A 25130-nucleotide genomic window follows, 5' to 3' on the forward strand; every position below is an offset into this window, starting at 1 on the left:
TTTCTCCCGGCTCACGCGGGTGTCGATCTCGGCGACGAGAGCGATCCGCCGGGCTTCGAGCAACTGGATTTGATGGGAGACCGCGGCGGCGTCGGCGAGGAGTTCGCTCTCGCTCAGTTGCCAGATCTCCGTGGTCATGGGAGCAAGTGTATCGAACGCGCGTTCGACCGGCAACCATGGTGCAATCGAAAACTATTGCCCTGCATAAGTATTCGAGAATCAGAACATGTCGGTGACGTGTGATAGGAGCGCGGAGCCCGTTTCCAGATGGTGATCGCTGCAGCGATTCCAGTCCGAGCAGCGCGGTGACTATTTCGATTTCTTTCGCTTGATACGACCAGCACCAACTCCTGACCGTCCGCCGCTGGCGTTACTTGGGTGTCTTCGTGGCGGTTCATCTGCCGCGCAGGCGGTCCGCGACCATGGGTAGGGAGCGTCGCGCATACAGATTCGCCCAACGCACGGCCATCGGACCGATGCGGCGTCTCGTCGCACCCCAGTTGGCGCGTCGTCCCAGTCGCATCGCAATAGCGACAAGCGAAAGTGGTACCGACCGCGGCGGCGACTCGTCGCAAAGCGCAACGCTCTCGAAGTTCGGAAATCCTTGGTTCAGGCATCCGGCGCGTCAGTACACCTCGCGTTGACGCTCCTGTTCCAGCACTTGCTCCAAGTCGCTCAATCGGTTCATCGACGACACCTGCCGCGCGGTGCGGTGGTTCTGCGCCAACATCTCGCGATGCCGGTGCACGAATGCCCAGTAACCGGCGGTGAAGGGGCAGGCGTCGTCGCCCAGTCGCTTTTTCGGGTTGAATTCGCACGGCTTGCAGTAGTCGGTCATGCGGTTCAGGTACGCCCCGCCCGAGGCGTACGGCTTGGTGGCGATCACCCCACCGTCCGCGTGTTGGCTCATGCCGATCACGTTCACCGGCATCACCCAGGCGAACCCGTCGACGAAAGCCGTTGCGAACCAGTCGGTCAACGCTCGCGGGTCCCAGGCGTGTTGCAGCGCAAAGTTTCCCAGGATCATCAGTCGTGGGATGTGGTGCACCCACCCGCGATCACGCACACCGTCGACGGTGCTGGACAGGCATTTCGCCACCACGGCATCACCGTCCAACTCCGTCAGCCAATCCGGTAGCGGCTCATGGGCGTCGAGCTTGTTGCGCTCGAGATACTCCGGCCCCAGATGCCAGTACAGATGCCACACGTACTCGCGCCAGCCGAGGATCTGCCGCACGAACCCTTCGACGCTCGCCAAGGGGGTGCCGTCGCGATGCGCGTCCTCGGCAGCATGCGCCACGTCCAGCGGTTGCAGCAGACCCAGGTTCAGTGGCACCGACAGCAGCGAGTGCGACATCGTCCAGTCGTCGGCCATCACGGCGTCCTCGTACTTGCCGAAGTCGTCCAAGCGGTAGTTCACGAAGTGCGCCAACGCATCCGACGCCTCGGCAGCAGTCACCGCGAACACTCGTGGCCCGTCCACTCCGACGGTGTCGAGGTCCCAGTCGTCGAGGTCGGCGCGCACCTGCTCGTCGATCGCGTCCTCGGTCGGCCACCACGGTTCTTCGACTCCGAGCGTCAGGCGTCCCTTCGGCGGCGGTGACTGATTCTCGGCGTCGAGGTTCCATTTTCCGGAGACCGGTTCGGAACCGTCCATCAGTACCCCGAACTTCTTGCGTTGCTCGCGGTAGAACGTCTCCATCCGAAAGGTGCCGCGCTCGGCTGCCCACTCCGCGAAATCGGCGCGGGGAAGCGCGAACATCGGCGTCGGCAGAATCTCCGAGACCAAGCCCTCCTCGTGCAACGTGGCGACGAACTTCTCCGCCGCGTGCGAGGTGGGCTCGAACACCACCACGGGCTTGCCGTATTCGGCCAGCGCCTCCCGGTACGTCTCGGTCTGCAAGTAGGTGACGCGATCACCCAACTCGTCGGCGAGGTGCCGCATCCCCGACAACACGAGATGCAGCTTCTGTCGGTGGTATCTCCGACGCCGGAACACGCGCCGGGACTCGATCATCAGCACATCCCGATCCGCGTGCTCGTCCACGGAGTGAAAGTGCGGGCCGAGCTGATCACCGAACAACCACAGAGCGTCCATTCCCGGAGTGTTCTCCCGCAGCGACGAAGGCAAACCAGCGTCCGGCACATGGCCGGCCGGTGAACACTGTGGCCGACCCAGGCGCGCCTTACTTGACCACCGACCATCCATCGCATGGACTGACCCGATGCACGCTGAGTCTGCGCTTTCCAGAAGGACGTTTCTTCGCTCGTCGTCGGTGGCCGTCGCGGTGGCCGGAGTCGCCACGACACTGCCGGCGATCGCCCACGCGCAGGGCAGCGACCGCGGCTTTCTGCACGGGGTGGCGTCGGGAGATCCCTTGCCCGACGCGATCGTGCTCTGGACCCGCATCACCCCCACGCCCGACGCCACCCCGGGCTCCGGCGTCGGCCCGCAGGTATCGGTGACGTGGCGTGTTGCCCGCAGCGCGGACATGGGTGACATCGTCGCTTCCGGAACCGTCGAAACCGGCCCCGCCACCGACCACACCGTCAAGGTCGACGTCGACGGGCTCAGTGCTGACACCACGTACTTCTACGACTTCCAGACGAGCGACGCGGCATCGGCCGTCGGGACGACGCACACCGCACCGGCCAACGACGCCGATATCGCTGCGATGCGTTTTGGTGTCGTCTCGTGCTCCAACTGGGAGTCCGGCTACTTCGGCGCGTATCGGCATCTGGCGGCCAGGACGGACTTGGACGCCATCGTCCACCTCGGTGACTACATCTACGAGTACGAAACCGGCGGATTCCCGGGACGCGACGGGGTGATCCGGCAGCATTCGCCCACCCACGAGATCGTCACCCTTGCCGACTACCGGCAGCGCCACGGCCAGTACAAGTCCGATCCCGATCTGCAGGCCGCGCACATCGGCGTGCCGTGGATCTGCACGTGGGACGACCACGAATCCGCCAACGATGCCTACAACACCGGCGCGCAGAACCACACTCCGGGCACCGAGGGCGATTGGCCCACCCGCAAGGCCAATTCCGAGCAGGCGTATTACGAGTGGATGCCGGTGCGCGCGGCGGGCACCGCGACCAACCGTCACCTGTATCGCAGGCTGCGGTTCGGCAACCTACTCGAATTGTCGATGCTGGACCTACGCACCTACCGTTCGCAGCAGGTGTTGCCGTTCAACGGGCCCGAGGTCGATTCGCCCAACCGGACCATCACCGGCGCGGAGCAGATGCAGTGGCTCACCGACGGCATCGTCTCGTCGCCGACGCAGTGGAAGATCGTCGGCAATCCGGTGATGATCACGCCCACTCTCATCCCGCCGCTGGACCGGGACGCGGCCAGGGCGGTCACCTCGCTTCTCGGGATCCCGGAGGACGGTCTGCCGTACAACGCCGATCCGTGGGACGGATACACCGCCGACCGCCGCAAGCTGCTCGGTGCCATCGTGGACGCGGGCGTCGACAACACCGTCTTCATCACCGGCGACATCCACTCGGCCTGGGCCTGCGAGGTACCCCTCGACGCGGCGCAGTACGCAACCACCGAGCCTGCTGCCACGGAGCTCGTCGTCACCTCGGTCAGCTCGGCCAACATCGACGACCTGACGCGTACTCCGCCCCACACGCTGGGCCGGGTCGCCGAGGAGGCATTCAAGGCGCTCAACCAACACGTGAAGTTCGTGGACCTGGACAGTCACGGGTTCGGTGTCTTCGAGGTCACCAGGACGGCGGCGCGGATGGACCACTGGTTCCTCACCGCCAAGGAGGATCCGCAGACCGGCGTCTACTGGGGAGCGGGCTTCACCGTCGACTCCGGCACCCAGCGCGTCCGGGCGGCGGCACCGCCTGCCGGGTAACGCGCCATACTGGTCGGCGTGGCTGTACCGAAAATCGTCCTGTTCTACGTGTTCACTCCGCTACCCGATCCCGAGGCGATCCGGTTGTGGCAGCAGACGCTGGCCGCGTCGAACAATCTGACCGGACGCATCCTGATCTCCGAGCACGGCATCAACGCGACGGTGGGCGGTGACGTCGACGACGTCAAACGGTACGTCCGCGGCACCCGCAGCTATCCGGCGTTCAAGGCGGCCGACGTCAAGTGGTCCGAGGGGCTCGGCAACGACTTCCCGCGCCTGAGCGTGCGGGTGCGCGACGAGATCGTCACGTTCGGTGCCCCCGGCGAGTTGAAGGTCGACGCCGACGGAGTGGTCGGCGGCGGTAAACACCTGAGTCCGCAGCAGGTGCACGAGCTCGTCGATTCCCGCGGCGACGACGTCGTTTTCTTCGACGGGCGCAACGCCTTCGAGGCGAAGATCGGCAAGTTCAAGAACGCGGTGGTGCCCGACGTCGAGACGACGAGGGACTTCGTCTCCCAGCTCGATTCCGGTGCCTACGACCATCTGAAGAAGTCCCCGGTGGTCACGTATTGCACCGGGGGAGTCCGCTGCGAGGTGCTCTCTTCGCTGATGGTGGCCCGTGGTTTCGAGGAGGTGTATCAGCTCGACGGCGGAATCGTTCGGTACGCAGAAACTTTCGGCGACGACGCGCTCTGGGAGGGGTCGTTGTTCGTCTTCGACAAGCGGATGGCGCAGAACTTCTCCGACCACACCGCCGTCATCGGTCGCTGCAGTGCCTGCGGCAATCCGACGTCCCGGTACCAGGACTTCGACGGCGACGCCGGCCGTGGTCTGCGGTTGATCTGCCTCGACTGCGCCTGACGATGCTGCCCTTCCGGGACGGTCTCGCTCCGCTGAGACTGCTGTTACCGCATGGTGATTCGGCCACCACCATCGTGGAGTATCTCGAACGTGTGCTGCCCGAGGATGACTGGCGGCGGGCCGTGCTCGACGCCGAAGTGGTCGACGAGAAGAGCAGGCCGATCTCCGTCGACACGCGGTATCGCGCCGGCAGTCAGGTGTACTTCTATCGCGTTCCGGCGCAGGAGGTTCCGGTTCCGTTCGAGATCGGCATCCTGCACGAGGACGACGACCTGTTGGTGGTCGACAAGCCGCACTTCCTCGCCACCATCCCGCGTGGTCGGCACGTCACCGAGACGGCGACCGTGCGACTGCGCAGGCAGTTCGACTGCCCCGACCTGACGCCCGCGCATCGACTCGATCGCGCCACCGCAGGGGTGTTGCTCTTCACCAAGACCAAGCATGCCCGACGGCCCTATCAGGAACTCTTCTCCTCCCGAAACGTCACCAAGGAGTACGAGGCGGTTGCGGGATTCGATGCAGCACTGGTCTTTCCGCGCGTTGTGCGCAGCCGAATCCTCAAGGAGCACGGGGTGATGACGGCATACGAGGAGCCAGGGGAGGCAAACAGCGATACTTTGATCGAACTGATCGATAAAGGCGGCACTGTCGCCCGGTATCGACTGTTCCCCAAGACGGGTAAGACCCACCAGCTGCGAATCCATCTGTCGTCGTTGGGTATTCCCATCGCGAACGATCCGTACTATCCGGTGTTCACCTCGGTTCCGGCCGATGACTTCACCCGGCCGTTGCAACTCCTCGCCCGAGCACTGAATTTCACGGACCCCCTCACCGGTGAACCCAGGCGCTTTGTCAGTGCCCGAACCCTCGAGCTCTGACGGCCGGCATCGTTCGTTCGGACGATTGTGACAATTGGGACGCGAGGTTAGCGTGTCGAGCGAACCATGTCCGATGGAAGAGAAGAGGAGAACAGCGTGAAGCGTCGTATTGCTGTTGTGTTGGGAGCCGCAGTCATCGCCATCGCGTCGCCGGCAGTCGTGGTGGCCGATACCGGAAGCGCGAGCACCGGTAGCGCGAGCGGAGTGTTGGGTGGTTTCGACATGCTGTCGCGGCTCTGGGAGGCCTGCGCGGTGACCATCTTCACCGGTCAGTGCACCGGAGTCGTCGCCACGGACGTGACCTACTGGTAAGGCGCGCCCTGAGCCGACCCCCCAACCGACAAACGCGCGCGCATTCGCCAGACGCTCGCGGAACAGGTAACCATGCCGCGAGCACCCGGCAAACGCGCGCGCGTTTGTGTCGAGTGAGCCCAAGCCCTACTTGGCCAGCGACCGCGCCATTCCGCGTTCGATGGCGGCGACCAATTGCGGGCGCAGTTCGGCGGCGGGGACGATGTGGTGCACCGATCCGACGTTCTGTGCTCGCTGGATGTTGTGGATGGCCTCGAATTCGGCTGCCACTTCACCCAGTTTGGCGTTGCGTGCGTTCGCTCGTACGGTGGCCAGTTCGACGCGCAGGGCCGAGCGGGTGGCGTCGTCCGAGGCGTTGTTCAGTGCAGTCTCGAGTTCCTTGACGGTCGGGTCCGCTGCGGTGCGGGCGTTGACGTCGCGGGTGAACACCACTGCTGCGGCCGGGGCACCGCCGAGCACGGAGGCGAAGGAGCCTTCCACTGCGAGGACCTCCATGTTGTCGTTGAGCGCTCCGGAGAACACCACGAAAGCGCCTCCGTGGTAACGCGATACCACGCAGAACACAACCGGTCCGTCGAAGTTGACGATGGCGCGGCCGATCTCGGCACCGTATTCGAGCTGGATGTTGCGCAGCGATTCCGGTGATCCGTCGAAGCCGGAGAGGTTGGCCAGCACCACGATCGGCCGGCTTCCGCTGGCGGCGTTGATGGCGCGAGCGGTCTTCTTCGACGAGTTCGGGAACAGGGTGCCCGAGGTCCACTGATCGGGGCCGTCGGACGGGAACCAGCCCTTACGGGGGATGGCTCGCGATTCGATCCCGATGACGGACACCGGGATTCCGGCGAGGTGGGCGTCGAACACCACGGAGGTGTCGGCGTCGGCCATGTCGGCCCAACGCTCGAGTACCGAGTGATCCTGGTCCACCACGGCGCGCATCACGGTGCGAATGTCGAACGGCTTCTTGCGGTCCGGGTTGGTGACCGAGGAGAAGATGTCGCCGACGGTGGTGAAGTCGCTCGACGGGTGCACGTGCGGGTAGGTACGCACGTCGCGCTCGGTGGGGTCTGCGGTGGCTGCTCGACGTGGGAAGCGTTCTCCCGGTGCGGCATACGCGTGGTCGTAGTGCGCGAACAGGATGTCGCACGCGGCCCGCAGGTTCGGTGCCCAGTACTGCGCCTGGCCGTTGGGGCCCATGACGCGGTCGTAGCCGCCGATGCCGAAGTTGTCCTCGGCCGAGACGCCGCCGGAGTAGTCCAAGGACTGCTTTCCGGTGAGCACCATGGCACTGTCGGGGGTCATCACCAGGATGCCCTTGGTGTGGGTGAGCATCGTGGCTTCGGCGTTCCAGTACGGCTGTGCGCCGACGTTGATGCCTGCGACGACGATGTTGATCTCACCGCCGGCCTGGGTGAAGGTGATGATGCGACGCAGGCCGCGTGAGACCCAGTCCATGTTCTCGGTGCCCGATTCCATGGAAATCGTTGCACCGGAGGACAATGCGAACCATTCGACGGGTGCGCCGAGTTGCTCGGCGAGGTCGATGGCCGCGACGATTCGCGAGCACTCGGCCTCGGCGACGGTGCCGAGTGCCTTGGTCGGGTCGCCGAACAGTGCGACGCGAGTGATGCCCTCGGGGTATTTGGCCGTCGGTGTGGTGGCCACGCCGACGATGACGCCTGCGGTGTTGCGGCCGTAGGGACGATCGACCGGGGCGAGCACGCCGTCGGCGTCGAAGTCGTACTCGGTGAACGTGCCACCGTTGCTGCTCAGCAACGGGATCAGCTCGTACGGGTACACGGTGCCGCGGGCCTGCGAGCGTTGCACCTTCTGGGTGTACTCGTCGAGTGGACGCATCGGCTCGGTCGGCGGCGGGGTCACCTTGGCCACGATGCCTGCACCGGAACGGTACGACAGGCGCAACGCGACCTCGCGCGGTGTCGCGCCCGGAGTCTCGGCCAGACGCGCGATGAGGGTGATCTCCTCGAGGCCCGCGCCGATCGTCAGCGGCGCGATGTGCCGCGCGATGGTGGCGATGCGGTCGGCGGGCACGTTCAGGACGGGCCAGACATAGAGCACGACGCGGTTGGCGTCGAGGCGCTTCTTGCCGCGTCCGGCCTGAGCGCGGCGGATGCCGTCGAGGCAGGCGGCAACGGTGCGTTCGATTTCCGGTACCGCGACGATGTTTCCGGCGTCGTCCAACTGTGTTGTGACGCCGCGGATCTCGGCGAGTGCGACGAGGCGCTCGTCGGAGGGGTTGGCCTTCGACGTCAGGTGAAACAGGTACGTTCCGGCGCTGGCGGGCAACCGGACACCGTCGAAGTTCTTCAGTCGCCACAGGTCGAGTCGCTGACCGGTCAGGGGGTGCATGTCTCGAATGATCGTGTCCTCGGCGAGAGGCTCGGATCCTTCGGCCGTGGTGCGACGGTAGGTCATCTTGCGGGTGTCGGAACCGAAAGCGGTCACCGTCACGCGGCGCCAGTGGCCCGTGCCCGAGTGGGCAGCCAGCACGGCTTGGAGCTGGGCCGAGAGTTCGTCGCCGTCGGTCGGAGCGTCCGGCCAGGACAGGTAGAGATCGACCGCCAGGTTCTCCGGTGCCGGTCCGGCGATGTCGTCGACCGAATCCAGAGTTGCTGCGAGCGAGTCGAAATCGGTTGCGGTCGATACCAGGTGCAGCCGTTCGCCCGAGAGCTCGAAGTTGCCGGTGACGAAGTGCTTGCCGTCGCGGTCGAAGGCCTTGACGTCTTCGAGGGTGCGGATCTCGTAGTACTGACGGGTGATCACTTCGAGCAGGGCACCGGGATCGGTGATCCGTTGTGCCAGTAGCTCGATCAACGGTTCCGGGGTGGAGACCAGAGCTGCGATGCGGGCCGAGTAGTCGGCGGCGTCGGGGTTCTCGGCGAGGTACTGCAGGCTGCCACGGACGCCGTCGTAGATCTTCTCGCGTGCACTGCGGATCTGCGGCTCGTCGAACAGCCGGAAGCGCAGGTTGCGAGCCACATCGCCGATGACGGGGTAGCGTGCCTGGGTGGCACCGATGAGGCGCTCGAGTACCTCGGCCATGGCCGGGGTGGCTTCGGGCTGCGCAGAGCAGTCGCTGAGCCAGTGGCCGAGCAGCGCCGCGATGACCGGAACCTGGTTCTCCATACGCTGCAGAGCGAGGAAGACGCGGTAGACGGCCTCTTCGAGTTCGGGGGTACGACCCTCGTCGATGGCGGCATCGTAATGCGCGAGTGCGCGAGTGAGCTTGGCGCGGAACGAATCCGGGAGACCCTGAACGTCTGCGTCGAGCGAGTGCAGGAACGAGTGGAAGTGCTCACGAGGGGAGTGGACGCGCTCGTCGTTGCTTTCCTCGTCCATCGTCGGCCTGTTGCGAGAGAGCTCGCAGATGTCGGCGAACGTGTTGAGCAGATCCAGCTCGGCCGAGACCAGACCCGAATCGTTGCGCGGCACGTCGGCACGCAGAGTCTCATAGGTGGACAACAGGTTTCGCGCTCGGGCTCCGCTGACGTCGAAACCGGTGATGAGTGCGGCGAGTTCGTCGAGTCGGTCCAGTGCCCGACGCTGCGGCGAACGCTGTGCGGCATCGTCGATACCGCGGAACTGCACGCGCGGTGCCTGCTCGGAGACCTTCTGCTCACCGGCCTGATCGACGCGCAGCAGTGCCGCTCCGGCGTCGACCTGGCCGTTGACCGAGGCCAGTACCTCACGCACGGTGCCTGCGTAGGGGGACCGGACGGCGGTTTCCATCTTCATCGATTCGAGGACGACGAGAGTCTGACCCGCTTCGACCTCGTCGCCGACGGCGACCGGGACGGCGACGACGACGGCGGGTGCCGGTGCGCGGACCAGTCCGGCCTCGTCCTGCGAGATCTGGTGGCTGATGCCGTCGACCTCGACGAGGAAGTGCGCGGCTCCGGCGACGGTGACCACCTGGTAGCGACGGTCGCCGATGACGAGGCGGCTCTCGTAGGTGCCGAGGCGTTCGACGTCGACCTGCAGATCGCCGATGCCGTCACCGTCGATGCTGTAGCGGTGCGTGCCGGTCTGGCCGACCTCGAGCTTGTAGGCCTGACCCTGGTAGTTCAGCTCGACCGTGCGGCCGATGGCATGGGTGGCGCGCGGCCGGCCGCCGCGTGCGGAGCTGAGGAACGCGGTGCGCTCGCGGCCTTCCTCGGCGTCGTAGGCGTCGATGGCCGCGGCGATGATGGCGATGTCGGCGACGGCGGTCGGGCCCACCTGAGAGCCGGCCTCGGTGCGGTCGAGCCAGCCGGTGTCGGCGGAGGCGGAGATGACCTCCTCGCGGTCGAGCAGGCTCAGCAGAAACGATTTGGTGGTGGTGCCGCCGTCGATGACGACGGTGGTCTCACGCAGCGCGTTGCGCAACCGCGCCAGCGCTTCGCTGCGGTCGCGGCCCCAGGCGATGACCTTGGCGACCATCGAGTCGTAGTCGGGCGGGATGACGTCGCCCTGCGCGATACCGGTGTCGACGCGGATGCCGGTGCCGAGCGGGAACTTGAGCAGCTCGACGGTGCCGGGAGCCGGAGCGAAGCCGTTGTCGGCGTCCTCGGCGTTGAGGCGAGCCTCGACGGCGTGGCCGAACTCGGTGGGGCATTCACCGGGCAGTGCCTGGCCGTCGGCGACGAGGATCTGCAGCTTCACCAGGTCGATGCCGGTGGTGTATTCGGTGATGGGGTGCTCGACCTGGAGGCGGGTGTTGACCTCGAGGAACGTGAAGATCTTCTGCTCGGGCTGGTACAAGTACTCGACGGTGCCTGCGCCCTGGTAGCCGGCGGCCTTGACGAGCTCGGCCGAGGCGGTGCGCAGTTCGTCGGCCTGCTCCTTGGTGAGCAGTGGGGAGCTGGACTCCTCGATGACCTTCTGGTTGCGGCGCTGGATGGAGCAGTCGCGCACGCCCGGGGCCCAGACGTTGCCGTGGCTGTCGGCGATGACCTGGACCTCGACGTGGCGAGCATCGGTGACGAGCCGTTCGAGGAAGACGACGGGGTCGCCGAACGAGCGCTCGGCCTCACCCTGGGTACGTTCGAGGGACAGTTCGAGTTCGTCCTCGTGGAAGACCTTGCGGATACCGCGGCCGCCGCCGCCGGAGCGGGCCTTGATGATCAGCGGGTAGCCGATCGCCGCTGCGTGACGCCTGGCGTCGGCGCGGGTTTCGACGGGTCCGCCGGACCACGGTGCGACGGGAACGCCGACCTTCTCGGCGAGGATCTTGGCCTCGACCTTGTCGCCGAGCAGGCGCATCGCGTCGGCCGACGGGCCGATGAAGGTGATGTTCAGGCGCGCGACGAGGTCGGCGAACGTCGGGTCCTCGGCGACGAAGCCCCAGCCGACCCACACCGCGTCGGCACCGGACTCGACCAGCGCCGCCTCGAGGACGCCGTAGTCGAGGTAGGCCGAGCCGCTCGCAGGCTTGCGCAGTGTGACCGCTTCGTCGGCCTGGCGGACGAACATGGCCCGCTTCTCCGCCTCGGTGTGCAGCGCTACGGTGCGGATGCCGTAATCGTGTTCGGCGTTGAGCTCTCGGACGGCTCGGATCAGGCGTACTGCTGCCTCGCCTCGGTTGACTACTGCAATCCGCTTGAACAACGTATCTCTCTTCGCTCGGTGTGGGCGCACCGCGTCGGTGCACTCGATGGAACGTGGATTGGTGCCGGGCATGTCGATTTCTCGTCCATCGTGCGGCACTCCGATCGGCTCATTCTAACGGTAACGAGGCCGTGTGCATCGCCAACGGCGTTCGGCGTGAGTGTGATTGATCACCAACAAGTGAATCATATTCTGTGGCAAGCAATTTCGCTCCGAAGTTGCTGTCGGGTTCTATTCACCTCGCTAACGTACTCGCGAGTAGCGTTGGCGCGTGGCGTAATTCGACATTCGACGACTTTCGTTGCTACCGGCGAGTACATTACTGGCGGGTACAACTCGGGCCGATCGGCTCGAGTTGGTTCGCTCGTCGCCGAGTGCGGTCTCCCTCACCTGTCGCCCTCGCTCGCCCGTGGCAGTCGCAGCGCGTTGACCCACAGCCTCGTCGCCGTCGCGAGCAGATCCTCGGAGTCCGCGGGCGGGAGACCGTCTGCGGCGTCGACGACGAAGTGATTGAACGCGAGCCGACTGATCATCGAGGACAGTGCGCGCGAGGCGAGCAGGGGATCGAGTTCCGCGTCGGCCAGACCGCGGCTCTGCAGGCTCTCGATGCTGCGGGCGTTGCGCCTGACGAAGGCATCGGCGCGTTCACGGCGGAGGCGTCGGAACTCGGGATCGATGTTCGAGACCTGCTCGAGCAGTGCCATCAGCTTCGCGTTGCGGCGGTATGCCTCGAAGTACGCACGGTTGCTCGCGGCGATCACGGCAACCGGATCGTCGTGCGGGTTCACTCGCTCGGTTCCGGGATGCAGCATGTCGTCCCTGGCCTGCTCGAGCACTGCGGCCAGGATCTCTTCCTTGCTGGTGAAATAGGTGTAGAAGGTGCCGGCGGAGCATCGAGCAGCGCGGGTGATGTCGATCAACCGGGAGTCGAGGTAACCGCTGTCCTCGAAGACTCGACGCGCGGCGGCCACGAGCGAGGTACGGGTTCGCAGCCCGCGCGGGGTGGTCGGCAGCTCCCGATTCGGCAGCTCACGGTCTGGCTCCGGCGCGGCAGGCATTCAGTCTTTATACGTCATCGTCAGCGCGCGTCCGGGCGGATGAACCGGGAGAATCTCACCCCGCTGTCGAACTGGCGTGATTCGAGGTGCTCGAACCGCTCCGCGGGGAACGGATCGGGGCCGATTCCGGACGAGAACAGGCCGATGCCCCTGCCGAGCACGACGGGATTGACCTTGAGGAACAGCTCGTCGATCTCGGGCAGCAGTTGACCCGCCAGGTTTCCACCTCCGCAGATCCAGACGTCGTACTCGGAATCCTCTGCCTTCAGGCTCCTGACCAGTCCGATCGGATCCTCGTTCACGACGGTGAGGGTGGGGTCGTCCGACGGTGCGAGGGTGCGGGAGAAGACGTACTGGCGCAGGTGGGGATAGGGACTGGTGATACCGACGTCGAGCGCCGGCTGCAACGTCTCGCGGCCCATGAGGAGGGTGTCGAATCGAGCGGGTGGACCGTCCAGGCCGAACATGGCACGAACGTGGACCGGCAACGTCTCGGGCAGCTCGGCCACGATGGCGTCGAGATGATCGCCGTCGGGCACGAAACAGTCGTAGTTGCCATCGGGTGCAGCGATGAACCCGTCGAGGGTGACGGCGATGTAGTAGACCAGGTTGCGCATTCGGCTCCTGTCGTGTTCGACGGGTGAGAACCCGTGGGCCTGCGGGGTATGTCGCTGTGGCGGATCCAGTGACCGAAGTCGGTCTTTGTGAACCAGCACTAGAACGTATTTTGTGTGCTCAGGACGCAACGAACAACCGGTTTTCAGCGGCTAGTCTGGCCCGGGTGTGCAAACACCGTCCCTGAAACGGACGACCATTCGAGTATTTGTGGGGAAACTGTGACGGCTGCAGCGGCTACCGGTCGTGAACACGACGACGAGCTCAAGAGCAGGGTTCAACGCCTGCTGCGCTTTCTTCGCGAAATCGTCGAGGCGCGTTCGAACCCGGTGCTGCGCTTCGACGACCACGTGCAGGTCGAATGGATCCATGCCGGTGACGTTCCCATGCAGCTCGACCCACGCGCCAAGCAGGGTGGTGTGGTGCTCCGTGCACCGCGCATCGCGGTCGACGATCCGCCCGAGCTGCCGGCGCTGCTGTCGGGTTGGCTCGACCCGCAGGTCGTTGCCGACAGTCGCTATCGCGAACTCGAGCTTGCCGACGCATCCTCGGTGACGTCTCGTCGTCGAGCGGAGGCGCAGGAGTCCGATGCGGACTTCGACATTCGCAAGGCCTACGAGATCAAGCAGGCCTTCGAGGAGTACTCGCAGTCGTGGAAGGAATGGGCGCAGGAGGATCGGGATCGGCGTCCGCAGGCCGCTCTGTACCAGGCTCTGCAGCTGATGATGCAGGAGCTTGCATCGCGACCCGAGTCCATCGAACTCGTGGTGGCCTCGGGGCTGCTGACCTCGAGCAACACCGATCCGCAGCGCAGCGTGCGCACTCACCTCATCACGCAATCGGCCAGTATCGAACGCGACGTGCGTACCGGTGATCTGCTGGTTCGCCTCGCCGCGAGCACCACTGCGCGGCTCGAGGACGGCCAGCTGCTGACCGCCTCGGACGATTTCGACACCTCCGGCTCGGTCGCCTTGGCACAGGAACTGCACGACACCGTCACCTCACCCATCGGGGCAGGCGTCGAACAGTTCTTGAGGAACTGGGCGTCGCGGGTGCCGCGGCACGAGATCGAGGTACTCGATCGTCTCGGGCCGCCCGGGGCACTCGCCTACATCGACGACGACCGCACGCTCACCGTCTCACCTGCCCTCGTTCTCCGCGTTCGGGACTCGTTCGCACTGGTCGAGTACTACGAGCAGATGATCGCCGACCTCGAGTTCGCCGACTCTCCGGTACCGCTCGGGCTCGCTCAACTGGTCGATGCCATCGAGCCGGCCGATCGGATCGCGTGGCTCGAACGCACGGGAGCGGGGGAGTCCGCGGCACTGGCGGAGGACCCGCTGTTTCCGTTGCCGGCCAACGCCGAGCAGTCGCAGATCATCGAACGGCTGGGGCGTGACAGCGGCGTCGTGGTCGAAGGACCGCCCGGAACGGGCAAGACTCACACGATCGCCAACCTCATGTCCGGGCTCCTTGCGCGCGGTCAACGGGTTCTGGTCACTAGTGAAAAGTCACAAGCTTTGCGCGTGCTGCGGGACAAACTCCCGCCGGAGCTGCAGGAGCTCTGCGTATCCATCACCGACCTCTCCCGCGGTGGTTCCGACGAGCTCAACCGCAGCGTCGCGAAGATCGCCGAGCGCAAGACCTCCTTCGACGAGGCCAGCGAGGTGCAGAAGATCGAGGCACTGACGACGCAGCGCGCGGCGGCTCTGGCCGGGCGGGCCGAGTTGCTCGATCGTGTCAGCGCGCTCCGCGAGTCCGAAACTGTTGTGCACGAATACGTTTCCGATGGATACGACGGCACGGTGTCGTCCATCGTGCGCAAGGTCAAGGCCGCCGAAGGTGCCCACGAGTGGCTGCCCGGCCCACTGTTCGCCGATCGACCACCTCTCGACGGTGCCCAGGTCGATCAGCTTCGTAAGCTCATCGCCGGCTCCGACGGGACTCGAGAGCTTCGCTCGCGTCAGGTGCTGCCGCGTCCCGAGACCATGCTGCCGAACTCGGCCGAACTGGCATCGCTCTGCCAGCGCGCAGGTGCGCGCATCGACGCTTCCTCGCCCCAGGCCGCCGAGCTCGTGTCGTTGCTCGACGGCGTGGAACCCGCCGTGGCCTCGGAGATCAGGCAACTGTGCGAGGAGCTCGCCGCTCGGGTGCGAGCGGTCGTCGAACTCGACAGCTCGTACCTACGCCTCACCGATTCCGTGCTGTCCGGCGAGGCCGCCCACCTGTGGTCTCGGGTCAGCGGAATCGACGCGATGGTTGACACGGCCGCTGCGTCCGATCGCTATGTCGGTGCGCACGACGTGCAGTGCTCGACGAGCTCACCGGCGGCACTCACGGCGATGGATGCGTTCGCCGGCGCGTTGGAGTCGGGTATCGAGTGGAAGCCCCGGTTCCGTCGCAGCGAGGAGCAGAAGGCCGTCGAGGCACTCGATATCGTCGCTACCGTCGACGGGCAACCTGCGACGACGGCGATGGCTGCGCGTCTGGTGGCCGAACATATTCGCGCGCTCGAGACCGTGCAGACCGCAGCGGTGCTGCTGGCCGACCTCGCGATCATCGTTCCGCTCGACGGCACACGGTCGATTCGCGTCAACAACGTGGCGCGGATTGCCGACAGGCTGGGTCTGGTGTCTGCAGTCGTCGCTGCCCGCGACGCCCTTGTGCACCGGCTGTACACCATTTCGCCTGCGGCACCGTGGATTCGGAGCCTGGCCGACGCCCGGGAAGTCGCCGGGGCCGCCGACGCCATCGCCACGCGTATCGACATCGATGCCGCACGCGCCGAGCTCGACGCCCTGCAGTTCGCGGTTGCCACTCGTATCGACGCCGGGCCGTCGCCCGAGGGCTCGAATCTGGTGAGTGCGTTGAGCACCGCGGATCCGTTGGAACTGGCTGCCGCCGTTGCGGCGTACTCGCAAGCGTGTTCCGAGCAGGAGGATCAACTGCTGCTCGAATCGATGTCGGCGTCGCTGTCCGAGGTCGCACCCGCGTTGTTCGACTTGGTCAGGGACACCGCCGGTGATGTCGAATGGGACGAGCTGAGCTGGCAGATGTCCAAGGCCTGGGCGTGGCGTCGGGCACGCGAGTGGGTCGGCGAGCAGCACCACGGCGGCCTCGAGCAGCGACTCGAGGCGGAGTTGGCCGCTGCGGATACCGACATCGCTTACCTCACAACACGTCTCGCCGCTGCCAGTGCCTGGCGTAACAGTCTCGAGCGAATGACGGCCGTCGAGGTGCGGGCGCTGCAGACCTATCGCGAGCACATCTCCAGCATCGGCTCGGGAGCCGGTAAGTACGCCGAAACCTACCGCAGTGCAGCACGATCGGCGATGCGTGAGGCGCAGAGTGCCGTGCCCGCCTGGGTCATGCCACTCTCGCAGGTGCTCGCGTCCATCCCGCCGGTGCCGGGCAGTTTCGACGTCGTCATCGTCGACGAGGCGAGTCAGGCCGACATCACCAGTCTCTTCCTGCTGTATCTCGCACCCCGGGTGATCGTGGTGGGCGACGACAGGCAGTGCGCGCCGGCCGATGTTCCACAGACCGGCACACTCGAGGACGTGTTCGATCGGTTGGACGTCTACCTGCCCGATCTACCGGAACACGTGCGTGCGACGCTGACCCCGAGGTCGAGCCTGTTCTCGATGCTGCGCACCCGGTTCGGTCAGGTGGTGCGGCTGCGTGAGCACTTCCGTTCGATGCCCGAGATCATCAACTGGTCGAGTCAGCAGTTCTACGGAGATTCCCCGCTCGTTCCCGTGCGGCAGTTCGGCGCGGATCGACTACCGCCGCTGCGGCACACGTACGTTCGCGGAGCGACGGTGACCGGAAAGAACGCGTCACTGGTCAACCGGACCGAGGCCATTGCGATCGCCGACCAGATCGCCGAGTGCCTCGAAGACTCCGCGTACGACAACCTGACCTTCGGAGTGGTTGTGCTGCAGGGCCAATCGCAGGTCGACGAGATTCGCAACGAGTTGATCAAGCGGATCGGTATCGAGCAGTGGGAGCAGCGTCGACTTCGCGTCGGTACGCCGCCGGACTTCCAGGGCGACGAACGGAACGTCGTGTTCCTGTCGATGGTGGTGGCACCCGATCAGAATTTCGCCACCCTCACCGCCAATCAGTACAAGCGGCGGTTCAACGTGGCAGCGTCGCGGGCACAGGATCAGCTGTGGCTCTTCCACTCGGTCACGGTCGATCGTCTCAAGCGAGCGGACCTGCGCAACTCGTTGCTGAGTTACGTCACCTCCGTCTCGCCCGCTCCGGCCGATCCCATGCCGGTCGATGTCTCGCGCGAGGTCCGGAAGGCCCCCTTCGAGACGCTGCTCGAGCAGCAGCTGTGGAACGACCTCGTCGAGAGAGGTTTTCACGTCAATCCCGGTGTCGAGGTGAACAACAGGCGTCTCGCCCTGGTCGTCACCGGCGACTCCTCGCGGCTCGCCGTCGAGTGCGACGGCGACACGTTCCTGTCGACCCCCGCTCAGCGGTTGGCGGATCTGCAGCGTGAGCAGGAGCTCAAGCGGTGCGGTTGGACGTTCTGGCGGGTGCGTGAATCCGAGTACTACCTGGACCGCGAGGCGGCGCTGGAAAGCCTCTGGGCCACGTTGGCCCATCTGGGAATAAAGCCGAACAGCGTTGTCGTGGAGGGTCTCGAGAGCTCGGACGAGTCCTGGACCCCGGTTCCACTCGAGTCCTCGCAGTTCGACGATTCCGGCGTCTTCGAGACGTCCACGCACGCAGACTCACCCGCGCGCCACGAGTCGGTGCTGTCTCTGTGGACCATGCCGCGCATCGACATTCCCACCGAGGAGCCGTCCGCGTCGCAAGCTCGCGGAGCCGACCGCGAAGGATCGGCACCGACGACAACCAACGGTTCCGGAAGCACCGACGGAGCGGGAGTCCAGAACCTTTCGCGACCGACCAACGGTTCGGGAATGACGAACGGTGCGTCTGCTATTAACGGTGCCGGTCGTGTCAACGGCTCCGGAGGTGCCAACGGTGCCGGTGCTGCCCACGGATCAGGTACCGGGGAGTCCGACGGTTCCCATGGCACCGCTCGGCCGATCGAGTCCTCGGCATCGAGCCATTCGACCACCGAGATCGGTGAAACCACGAACAGCACGACATCGGCCACGGACCGGGTCGGGGACGCCGAAGAGCCGGTCGCACAGGAAGAGCCGGTCGCACAGGACGAGCCGGCCGCTCAGGACGAGGCCGCGGCAAGCGTCGAGTCGGCCGAGCTCGATGGAGCCGATCCGGTCGAGACGCAGGGCGATTCGACGGAAGCAACGACCGATGATGCCGAGCCGAGCGGCCTCGAGGTACCCGAGGACGAGGACATCGCAGAACACGAATTGCCGCTCAACGGACTTCGCGGATACACAACCCGCCGTCGGCCGTAGCTCCCGGCGGGCAGGCTCGGTGCCCGCGCCGAACCATCCGAAGCCGACGTAGTCTTGGCCTCGGATTGCGCACGTACGAGTGAAGAGGGTTCGACGCCGATGACAGATCGACAGACGCAGCGCCCGGAACAGTCGGTCTCCCCGGACGGTTCGACGCGACCGCGATCTCGGCGGGTTGTCGTTCCGACCGTTGTTCTCGTGGTCTGCGCTGCGCTTGTCGGCCTGCCTGCCTGGACTGTCGTGTTCGCGGGCGCGCAGTGGCCTGCGGCTGCACAGTCGGTCGGCTCTGCGGTTGCGGTCGCGGCATTCGTGGCACTGCCTGCAGCGATGTATCTGGGTCACCGGCCGAGTGCAGAGGGGGTCTCCAAGGACGTGTGGGCGCGCATCGGAGATGTGCTGTTGGGCTTGGCTTGGATCGCGTTCGTGTGGTCGGCACTCTCGCTGCTGCTGCGGCTCGGTCTGTGGGTGGCTGGGGTAGACGACCCTCTTCGGTCACGGATCGTCTCGGTGACAACGCTGATCGTCGTGGTCGTCCTCGCTCTGTGGGGCCATTACGAGGCGATGAGAACGCCCCGAGTGCGACACACGACCGTCAGGATCGACCGGCTCGGGGCTCGATTCGACGGTCTACGAGTGGTTCTCGTGACCGACACGCATTTCGGCCCGCTCGATCGAACGACGTGGTCGCATCGTTTGACCGCCGCCGTCAATGCGCTCGAACCGGACGTGTTGGCCCACGTCGGAGATATCGCCGACGGCTCGGTCGATCGGCGTCGAGCGCAGGCTGCGCCGTTGGAGGCGATGCTCGCGAGCGCGGCCCGCGTGTACGTCACCGGGAACCACGAATACTTCGGTCAGGCGCAGGAATGGCTCGATCACATGGAGGACCTCGGATGGAACTCCTTGCACAATCGCCACGTGGTGCTGCATCGCGGTGACGACGCATTGATCATCGCGGGCGTCGACGACGCCACTGCCGCCGGCTCGGGTGCGCCCGGTCACGGGGCGGATCTCGCTCGCGCCCTTGCCGGAACCGATCCGTCGATGCCCGTGCTGTTGCTGGCGCATCAGCCTAAACAGATCGGCGACGCTATCGAGGCCGGCGTCGATCTGCAGGTCTCCGGGCACACGCACGGTGGTCAGATCTGGCCGTTCTCGGCTTTGGTTCGTCTCGACCAACCGGTGGTGCACGGTCTGAGCAGACACGGTGCGCGAACTCAGCTCTACACCAGTCGCGGATCGGGTTTCTGGGGCCCGCCTTTCCGGGTGTTCGCGCCCAGTGAGATTTCCGTTCTGACGTTGGTCGCCGGCTGAGCGCGCGATGCCTGGCAGTATCGGTGGGGTGAAGAGAACCGAAGAGGTCGTCGTTGTCGCAACCGATCTCGACGGCACCCTGCTGCGTTCGGACCGAACTGTGTCGGCGCGAACGGCCGCCGCGATGGCTGCCGCCGACGCAGCCGGAATCAGGGTGGTGTGGGCCACCGCTCGCGCGCGCCACTCCATCGACGAACTCGCTGCGTCGTGCGGATTTCGCGGCACGGCGATCGGTGCCAACGGGGCTGTGGTCCTCGATCTGTCCGACGGCTCCCCGGCGATCGTCGGCACCAGGTCGGTACCGGCCGAGACGGTGGCGTCGGCCAAGTCGTTCGTGCGCTCACTCGTCCCCGGAGTTGCCTTCGCAACCGTCGGTGCCACGCGATTCGTGGCCGAGGCTCGGTACGCCGAGCTGTGCGTGTTCGCAGACCATCACCGGCAGCCGCACGAGATGGAGCTGTCGGAGCACGGCTTGTCGATCGACGTCGAGCCGACCGTCAAAATCGTTGCCCGGCACAGTGATACGACGAGTGAGGAGTTGTACGAGATCGTTGCTGCGGCGGGGGTGGACGGAGTGGAGTTGACGCACTCCGGTGCCCCGTACATCGAGATGTCCGCGGCGGGAGTCTCGAAGGCCAGTGCGCTGCAGGGGTTGTGCGAGCAGTGGGGGATATCTGCCGGTTCGGTTGCGGCAGTGGGGGATGCGCGCAACGATCTGCCGATGCTCACCTGGGCGGGTACGGCGTTGTGTCCGTCGAATGCCGCGGAGCCCGTGCGATCCGTCGTCGATCGAGTCCTCGAATCCAACGACGACGACGCGGTTGCGCGCTATCTCGAGGAGCTCACCGCGCGCCGAATGAAACTGTAACGTCCGGTCTGCTCGTCGCGACGCTGTATGAGAGGCTGGCCCCATCATCGGCAGAAGGACACCAGTGAGCTATCCAGATTCGGGCGACCCCTCGCAGCGCGCGTACGGACAGTACGGCGCGCAGCCGAATCCATCCGATCGAGTCCTTCCACCGCCTTCGTCCGGTCCTGGTGCGCCGCATTCTCCCGCGACGGCACAGCCGAGTGGGTACGGCGCGGTTCCCCGGCCGCCGGTGTTCGGCACCGGTGGCTTCCCTGGTTCGCCTCCACCTGGGCCCCCGAAGAATGGGAACGGTGGCATCTGGATCGTGGTGGCCGTTCTGACTGTGGTCGCAGTGATTCTCGGCGGCGTGTTCGGGTGGTTCATGCTGCGCGACGACGCAACTCCGGCGGTGGCGTCGGGTGCTGCACCGTCCTCGGCAGTGTCCGACGGCGGTGTTCCAGGCGGTGAAACCGCACCGACTGCCGAGAACTCACCGGAGCCTGGCCCGGCCACTCTGCCTGCGGGCGCGCAGACCTGCCCGGCGACCGTGGCGTCGAGCAGCGGACTTCGAGGCTCGGCGGTGGGGTCGACGGTTACGTCGTGCCCGTTCGCCGAGGAAGTTCGGTTGGCCTACACCAGGGCCGGTTCGGATCGGAATTCGAGGACCGTGGTGGCCAGCAGCCCGGTCACCGGCAAGCGGTACGACATGAATTGCGTCTCGTCTGCGCAGTTGGTGACGTGTACCGGTGGCGAGAACGCCGTTGTCTACCTCTTCTAGTTCGGCGCGCCGCGTCGGACGAGTCGGAGCGGTGGCTCTCGCGCTCTGTGCTCTGGTGTCCGGCTGCACCATCGCCACCGACGACGGCCCCGCGTCCGAAGCGCCCCTGGTGTCCGAAACATCGGCTGCTCCTGTGCCACCGGTGTTTCCACCGACGTCCGATGCCGAAATATGGACCACTGCGCCTCCTGTCGAGGCGCTGCCGGCAGAGGATCTGGCCGCGGAGTTCGGCGCACTCGAGTCGACGGCGGGTGGGCCCATCGGCCTCGCTCTGGTTCCCGTCGGCGGTGGCCCGCCGACAGTGCTCGGCACCTGGACTTCCGGTTCGGCGTGGTCGACGGTCAAAGTGCCACTGGCCCTAGCCGCAATTCGTCGCGGCGCGGACGCGGTGTTTGCCGACGCCACCGCCGCCATCGAAAGCTCCGACAACGCAGCAGCCGAGAATCTGTGGGGTTCGCTCGGGGATTCCGCTGCCGCAGGTGGCGCAGTCGAAGCGGTTCTGCGGCAGGGCGGTGACGCGGCCACTGCGGTGCAGAGGGAGCGGATTCGTCCTGAATTCAGCGCATTCGGACAGACCGAGTGGTCGACGCAGGATCAAGCAACGTTCGCGGCGGGCCTGTCGTGCATCCCGGATGCCGCACCGGTGGTCGAAATGATGAACAGTGTTGCGCCCGAGCAGCAGTGGGGCCTGGCGAAGATGTCCGATGCTGCGTTCAAAGGCGGCTGGGGGCCGAGCGTTCGAGGCGGTTACGACGTCCGACAGGTCGGTATCGTCACCACTGTTGCCGGTCGAGTCGGCGTGGCGATTGCGGCGCAACCTAATTCGGGTTCGTTCACCGACGGAACAGCAATGCTCGACGCGGTCGGCAGCTGGTTGGAGTCGCACAGCAACCAGCTCCCTGCCGGTCACTGCCTCTAGGATCTGCTGACGAGCGGACCGGCGCGGGTAACCTCTGGCGTGTCAGTGAATCGTGCACCACGAAAGGCATTGCTGTGAACGACGCCCTGTCGACGGAATTGTCCGAGCCCACCACGATCGCCGAGTACCTGAATGCACACGCGCTGCGGGTGACGCCGCTCGACGGTGCCGCGGCGGCCGAGCTCGGCATCACCGTACCGATTCCTGCGGGATGGCAGACGCTCGATCCCGCACAGTTCCCAGGGGCGACCCAGGTGATCGTGGAACCGAACCTCGTGGAGAACGGGTTCGCGCCCAACGCGGTGCTTCTGGTCGGTGCGTTGTCGCGCACGATCGACCCGGAAGCGTTGATGGCATTGGGTTTCGGCGACGGACGTGCGATGCCCGGATGGGTGGAGCGCGAGGCGAGTACAGCGTCGTGGCTCGGCTGGCCGTCGCGATTCATTCGGGGTACGTACGTTGCGCAGCAGCTCGAAGCCGCCGTGACGACGCGGTATGTGGTGGTGGGCGTCGATACTCAATACCTCGTGCAGTTGACGGTGACGACGTTGGCGTCGCAGCTCGATGCGTTGGCCTTCGACGTCGCCGCGATCAACGAGGGGCTGACCACGAGTACGTAGAAGACCGCGAGTCCCTGTGTCCGACGCGCAGGTCCGACTAGGGTCCTTTCCATGTCGATGAGAACCGGTCGCGTCCGGCACCTGTCGGTGGTGCCGAATTTGTCCGACACCGACGAACCGGCCGACGACAGCGCGACGGATGCCACTCGGCGACGCTTGGTGAACCTGGTGCTTCGGGTGACCGTGGATCACACTCGGCCCCAGATTTGGCGTCGGGTGCGGGTGCGCTCGGACCTGCTGCTGTCCGAGCTGCACGCGGTTCTGCAGAGTGCCCTCGGATGGGAGGACCGGCACCTGCATGCGTTCAGCGTCAGGACCGCCGGTGCCACGCGTCGATTCGAGATGGAGGAAACCCTCGACGACGAACCGGACGACGACGCGTCGAGCGAGGAGCGAGTGCGGGTCGACGACGTACTGACTGCGCCGGGTTCCACGATGACGTACGAGTACGACTTCGGTGACGGATGGACACACACGATCTATCTGGAGCAGATCGATTCCGATATCGACGACCTCCGATCCGTTTGCCTCGACGGGGCGCGCGCCTGCCCACCCGAGGAGTCCGGCGGGCCTTCGCGGTACGCCCAGTCGCTCGAGATTGCCGCCGACACGTCCGATCCCGAGCACGCGGCGCTCATCGCGCGATGGGGCGCGGGCTTCGACCCTGCTCGATTCGACGTCGATGCGGTCAACGCGGTGCTGCACTCGTTCGACGTAGGTCGTTCGGTGCTCGCCGAAGCGGTGGCCGCGGCCCCGGCCATCGGAAAGCTGTTCGACCGGGTGCGACCTACGGAGGTGCCGTCACTGATGGCGTTGCTTCCTCGATGCGAACTCACCATCGAGAGTTCGGTCGATCTGCCCGTCGCAGAGGTGGCGATGGCCAAGTTCACGTGGTTTCTGGACAGAATCGGTGACGACGGAGCAGAGCTGACCGGTGCCGGCTACCTCAAGCCCGCGTTCGTAGCGGCGATTCGTGAAGAGCTCGACTGGGGTCTGGGGTGGGTAGGGCCGAGCAATCGCGAGATCGACCACCATCAGGTCAGCGATCTGCGCGACGCGGCGCGGCACCTCGGGTTGACCCGCACATCGAAGGGCAGGTTGCTGCGCACCAAGCTCGGAGCGGCGTTGGCCGAAGACCCGGTCGGCATGTGGCGGCATGCGGCGTCGCGACTTCCTCTGGGAAAAGAGTCGTACGAGACCGACGCAGCGACTCTGTTCCTGATCTCCCTCGCGGCATCGGCATCTGCGACGCATCGCAACGAGATGTTGATCGAGACTGTCGCTGAATTGGGTTGGGCCAGTGAAGATTCCGGTGTGTTCGACGCTCAGTTCGCGGCGCAGGCCACGGTGAGCTTCCTCGATCTCATCGGTGCCCACGGTCCGCGGTTCTATTTCCGTCAAGAGGTATCGGACTCGCCGAGCTGGTCTCGCAGGTTCGCGCGGGACGCATTGCTGAGCTGAGTCGCCGAGAAGTGGTCTCGAGGACTGCTGAATTGTGGCTCAGCGACGGATGACCGCCGCTGAGCAGGCGATTTGCGTTGGTGTGGTTGGTGGCGTAACTTTTGTCGAGTCAGAGCGACGGACACCGACCCGGTCTTCACGGACTGGGTGAACGAGGTTGGACGTGTGGCCTGGCAGGTTTTATCCCCCAAGAGTCGGGCCTTGTGTCCGAGACCAAGCTGGGATAGGCTGGAACAGTTGCCCTTGAGGCCGACGGGCTGTGTGTCTGTGGGGTGAGAGTGTGTGCGTGTTCTTTGAGAACTCAACAGTGTGTCGATGAATGTCAGTGCCGAAATATTTTGTTTTGGTGAAAGCATTCGATGTATCGATCATCCGCTTGTGGTGGTTGTTGTCGGGTGTTGTTTGAAATGCTAGTTGAGTTTTTCTGCTAGTGATTTGACTTGATGTCTTTGACTGATTCGCGGTTCCTTTGGGGATCGTTGTTTCGCAGGTCTTTTACGGAGAGTTTGATCCTGGCTCAGGACGAACGCTGGCGGCGTGCTTAACACATGCAAGTCGAGCGGTAAGGCCTTTCGGG

The 25130-nt window shown here is 65.5% G+C and carries 15 protein-coding genes and 1 rRNA gene; 12 read left to right on the forward strand and 4 right to left on the reverse strand.

Annotated elements, in window-relative coordinates; all coding sequences use genetic code 11:
- Nucleotides 1-625: 625 nt before the first annotated feature.
- On the reverse strand, nucleotides 626-2098 hold the full coding sequence (locus tag CH291_RS16880) for a cryptochrome/photolyase family protein (protein WP_094688120.1): 1473 nt from the start codon (nucleotides 2096-2098) through the stop codon (nucleotides 626-628).
- A gap of 127 nt (nucleotides 2099-2225) precedes the next feature.
- Here CH291_RS16880 and CH291_RS16885 point away from each other — a divergent pair, with 127 nt between their 5' ends.
- From CH291_RS16885 to CH291_RS16900, 4 genes are all read left to right on the forward strand, one after another.
- Nucleotides 2226-3878, forward strand: coding sequence for an alkaline phosphatase D family protein (locus tag CH291_RS16885; protein WP_094688121.1), 1653 nt, complete (start codon nucleotides 2226-2228; stop codon nucleotides 3876-3878).
- A gap of 18 nt (nucleotides 3879-3896) precedes the next feature.
- Complete coding sequence (gene trhO, locus CH291_RS16890) at nucleotides 3897-4739, forward strand: oxygen-dependent tRNA uridine(34) hydroxylase TrhO (protein WP_094688122.1); 843 nt, start codon at nucleotides 3897-3899, stop codon at nucleotides 4737-4739.
- Between the two features lie 2 nt (nucleotides 4740-4741).
- A complete protein-coding gene (locus CH291_RS16895) occupies nucleotides 4742-5617 on the forward strand; it encodes a pseudouridine synthase (protein ID WP_094688123.1) in 876 nt (291 codons plus the stop codon).
- 96 nt (nucleotides 5618-5713) lie between these two features.
- Nucleotides 5714-5929: a hypothetical protein gene (locus CH291_RS16900; protein ID WP_143545935.1), complete on the forward strand. Its 216-nt coding sequence runs from the start codon at nucleotides 5714-5716 to the stop codon at nucleotides 5927-5929.
- Nucleotides 5930-6055: 126 nt separating this feature from the next.
- Here the strand turns inward: CH291_RS16900 and CH291_RS16905 are convergent, their stop codons facing one another.
- The 3 genes from CH291_RS16905 to CH291_RS16915 form a co-directional block, all read right to left on the reverse strand.
- Nucleotides 6056-11533, reverse strand: coding sequence for an ATP-binding protein (locus CH291_RS16905; RefSeq protein ID WP_094688131.1), 5478 nt, complete (start codon nucleotides 11531-11533; stop codon nucleotides 6056-6058).
- 386 nt (nucleotides 11534-11919) lie between these two features.
- Nucleotides 11920-12591 carry a TetR/AcrR family transcriptional regulator gene (locus CH291_RS16910; RefSeq protein ID WP_068053330.1) on the reverse strand — a complete coding sequence of 224 codons (672 nt, stop codon included), beginning with the start codon at nucleotides 12589-12591 and terminating at the stop codon, nucleotides 11920-11922.
- 20 nt (nucleotides 12592-12611) lie between these two features.
- Nucleotides 12612-13208: a dihydrofolate reductase family protein gene (locus CH291_RS16915; RefSeq protein ID WP_094688125.1), complete on the reverse strand. Its 597-nt coding sequence runs from the start codon at nucleotides 13206-13208 to the stop codon at nucleotides 12612-12614.
- A gap of 219 nt (nucleotides 13209-13427) precedes the next feature.
- On the opposite strand from CH291_RS16915, the gene CH291_RS16920 reads away from it, so the two are divergent.
- The 8 genes from CH291_RS16920 to CH291_RS16955 form a co-directional block, all read left to right on the forward strand.
- Nucleotides 13428-18611: an AAA domain-containing protein gene (locus tag CH291_RS16920; RefSeq protein ID WP_094688126.1), complete on the forward strand. Its 5184-nt coding sequence runs from the start codon at nucleotides 13428-13430 to the stop codon at nucleotides 18609-18611.
- 99 nt (nucleotides 18612-18710) lie between these two features.
- Nucleotides 18711-19925, forward strand: coding sequence for a metallophosphoesterase (locus CH291_RS16925; protein WP_094688127.1), 1215 nt, complete (start codon nucleotides 18711-18713; stop codon nucleotides 19923-19925).
- 7 nt (nucleotides 19926-19932) lie between these two features.
- Nucleotides 19933-20793 carry an HAD family hydrolase gene (locus CH291_RS16930; RefSeq protein WP_094688128.1) on the forward strand — a complete coding sequence of 287 codons (861 nt, stop codon included), beginning with the start codon at nucleotides 19933-19935 and terminating at the stop codon, nucleotides 20791-20793.
- Nucleotides 20794-21103: 310 nt separating this feature from the next.
- Nucleotides 21104-21553 carry a hypothetical protein gene (locus tag CH291_RS16935; RefSeq protein WP_094641374.1) on the forward strand — a complete coding sequence of 150 codons (450 nt, stop codon included), beginning with the start codon at nucleotides 21104-21106 and terminating at the stop codon, nucleotides 21551-21553.
- Entirely contained in the window at nucleotides 21537-22472 is a 936-nt protein-coding gene (locus tag CH291_RS16940) for a hypothetical protein (RefSeq protein WP_143545936.1), read from the forward strand. Before CH291_RS16935 ends, CH291_RS16940 begins: the two co-directional genes overlap by 17 nt.
- A 74-nt stretch (nucleotides 22473-22546) precedes the next feature.
- Entirely contained in the window at nucleotides 22547-23092 is a 546-nt protein-coding gene (locus tag CH291_RS16945) for an LpqN/LpqT family lipoprotein (protein ID WP_094688129.1), read from the forward strand.
- A 51-nt stretch (nucleotides 23093-23143) separates the two neighbouring features.
- A complete protein-coding gene (locus tag CH291_RS16950) occupies nucleotides 23144-24553 on the forward strand; it encodes a plasmid pRiA4b ORF-3 family protein (protein ID WP_094688130.1) in 1410 nt (469 codons plus the stop codon).
- A gap of 494 nt (nucleotides 24554-25047) precedes the next feature.
- Nucleotides 25048-25130: ribosomal RNA gene (locus CH291_RS16955) — 16S ribosomal RNA — on the forward strand; the annotation flags it as partial.

The sequence above is a fragment of the Rhodococcus sp. 14-1411-2a genome (assembly GCF_002259485.1).
GTDB lineage: Bacteria > Actinomycetota > Actinomycetes > Mycobacteriales > Mycobacteriaceae > Rhodococcoides.

Coding starts and splice junctions, on each gene's coding strand:
- CH291_RS16880 (WP_094688120.1), bottom strand. CDS start 2,098: ATGGACGCTCTGTGGTTGTTCGGTGATCAGCTCGGCCCGCACTTTCAC.
- CH291_RS16885 (WP_094688121.1), top strand. CDS start 2,226: ATGCACGCTGAGTCTGCGCTTTCCAGAAGGACGTTTCTTCGCTCGTCG.
- CH291_RS16895 (WP_094688123.1), top strand. CDS start 4,742: ATGCTGCCCTTCCGGGACGGTCTCGCTCCGCTGAGACTGCTGTTACCG.
- CH291_RS16910 (WP_068053330.1), bottom strand. CDS start 12,591: ATGCCTGCCGCGCCGGAGCCAGACCGTGAGCTGCCGAATCGGGAGCTG.
- CH291_RS16915 (WP_094688125.1), bottom strand. CDS start 13,208: ATGCGCAACCTGGTCTACTACATCGCCGTCACCCTCGACGGGTTCATC.
- CH291_RS16925 (WP_094688127.1), top strand. CDS start 18,711: ATGACAGATCGACAGACGCAGCGCCCGGAACAGTCGGTCTCCCCGGAC.
- CH291_RS16930 (WP_094688128.1), top strand. CDS start 19,933: ATGCCTGGCAGTATCGGTGGGGTGAAGAGAACCGAAGAGGTCGTCGTT.
- CH291_RS16950 (WP_094688130.1), top strand. CDS start 23,144: ATGTCGATGAGAACCGGTCGCGTCCGGCACCTGTCGGTGGTGCCGAAT.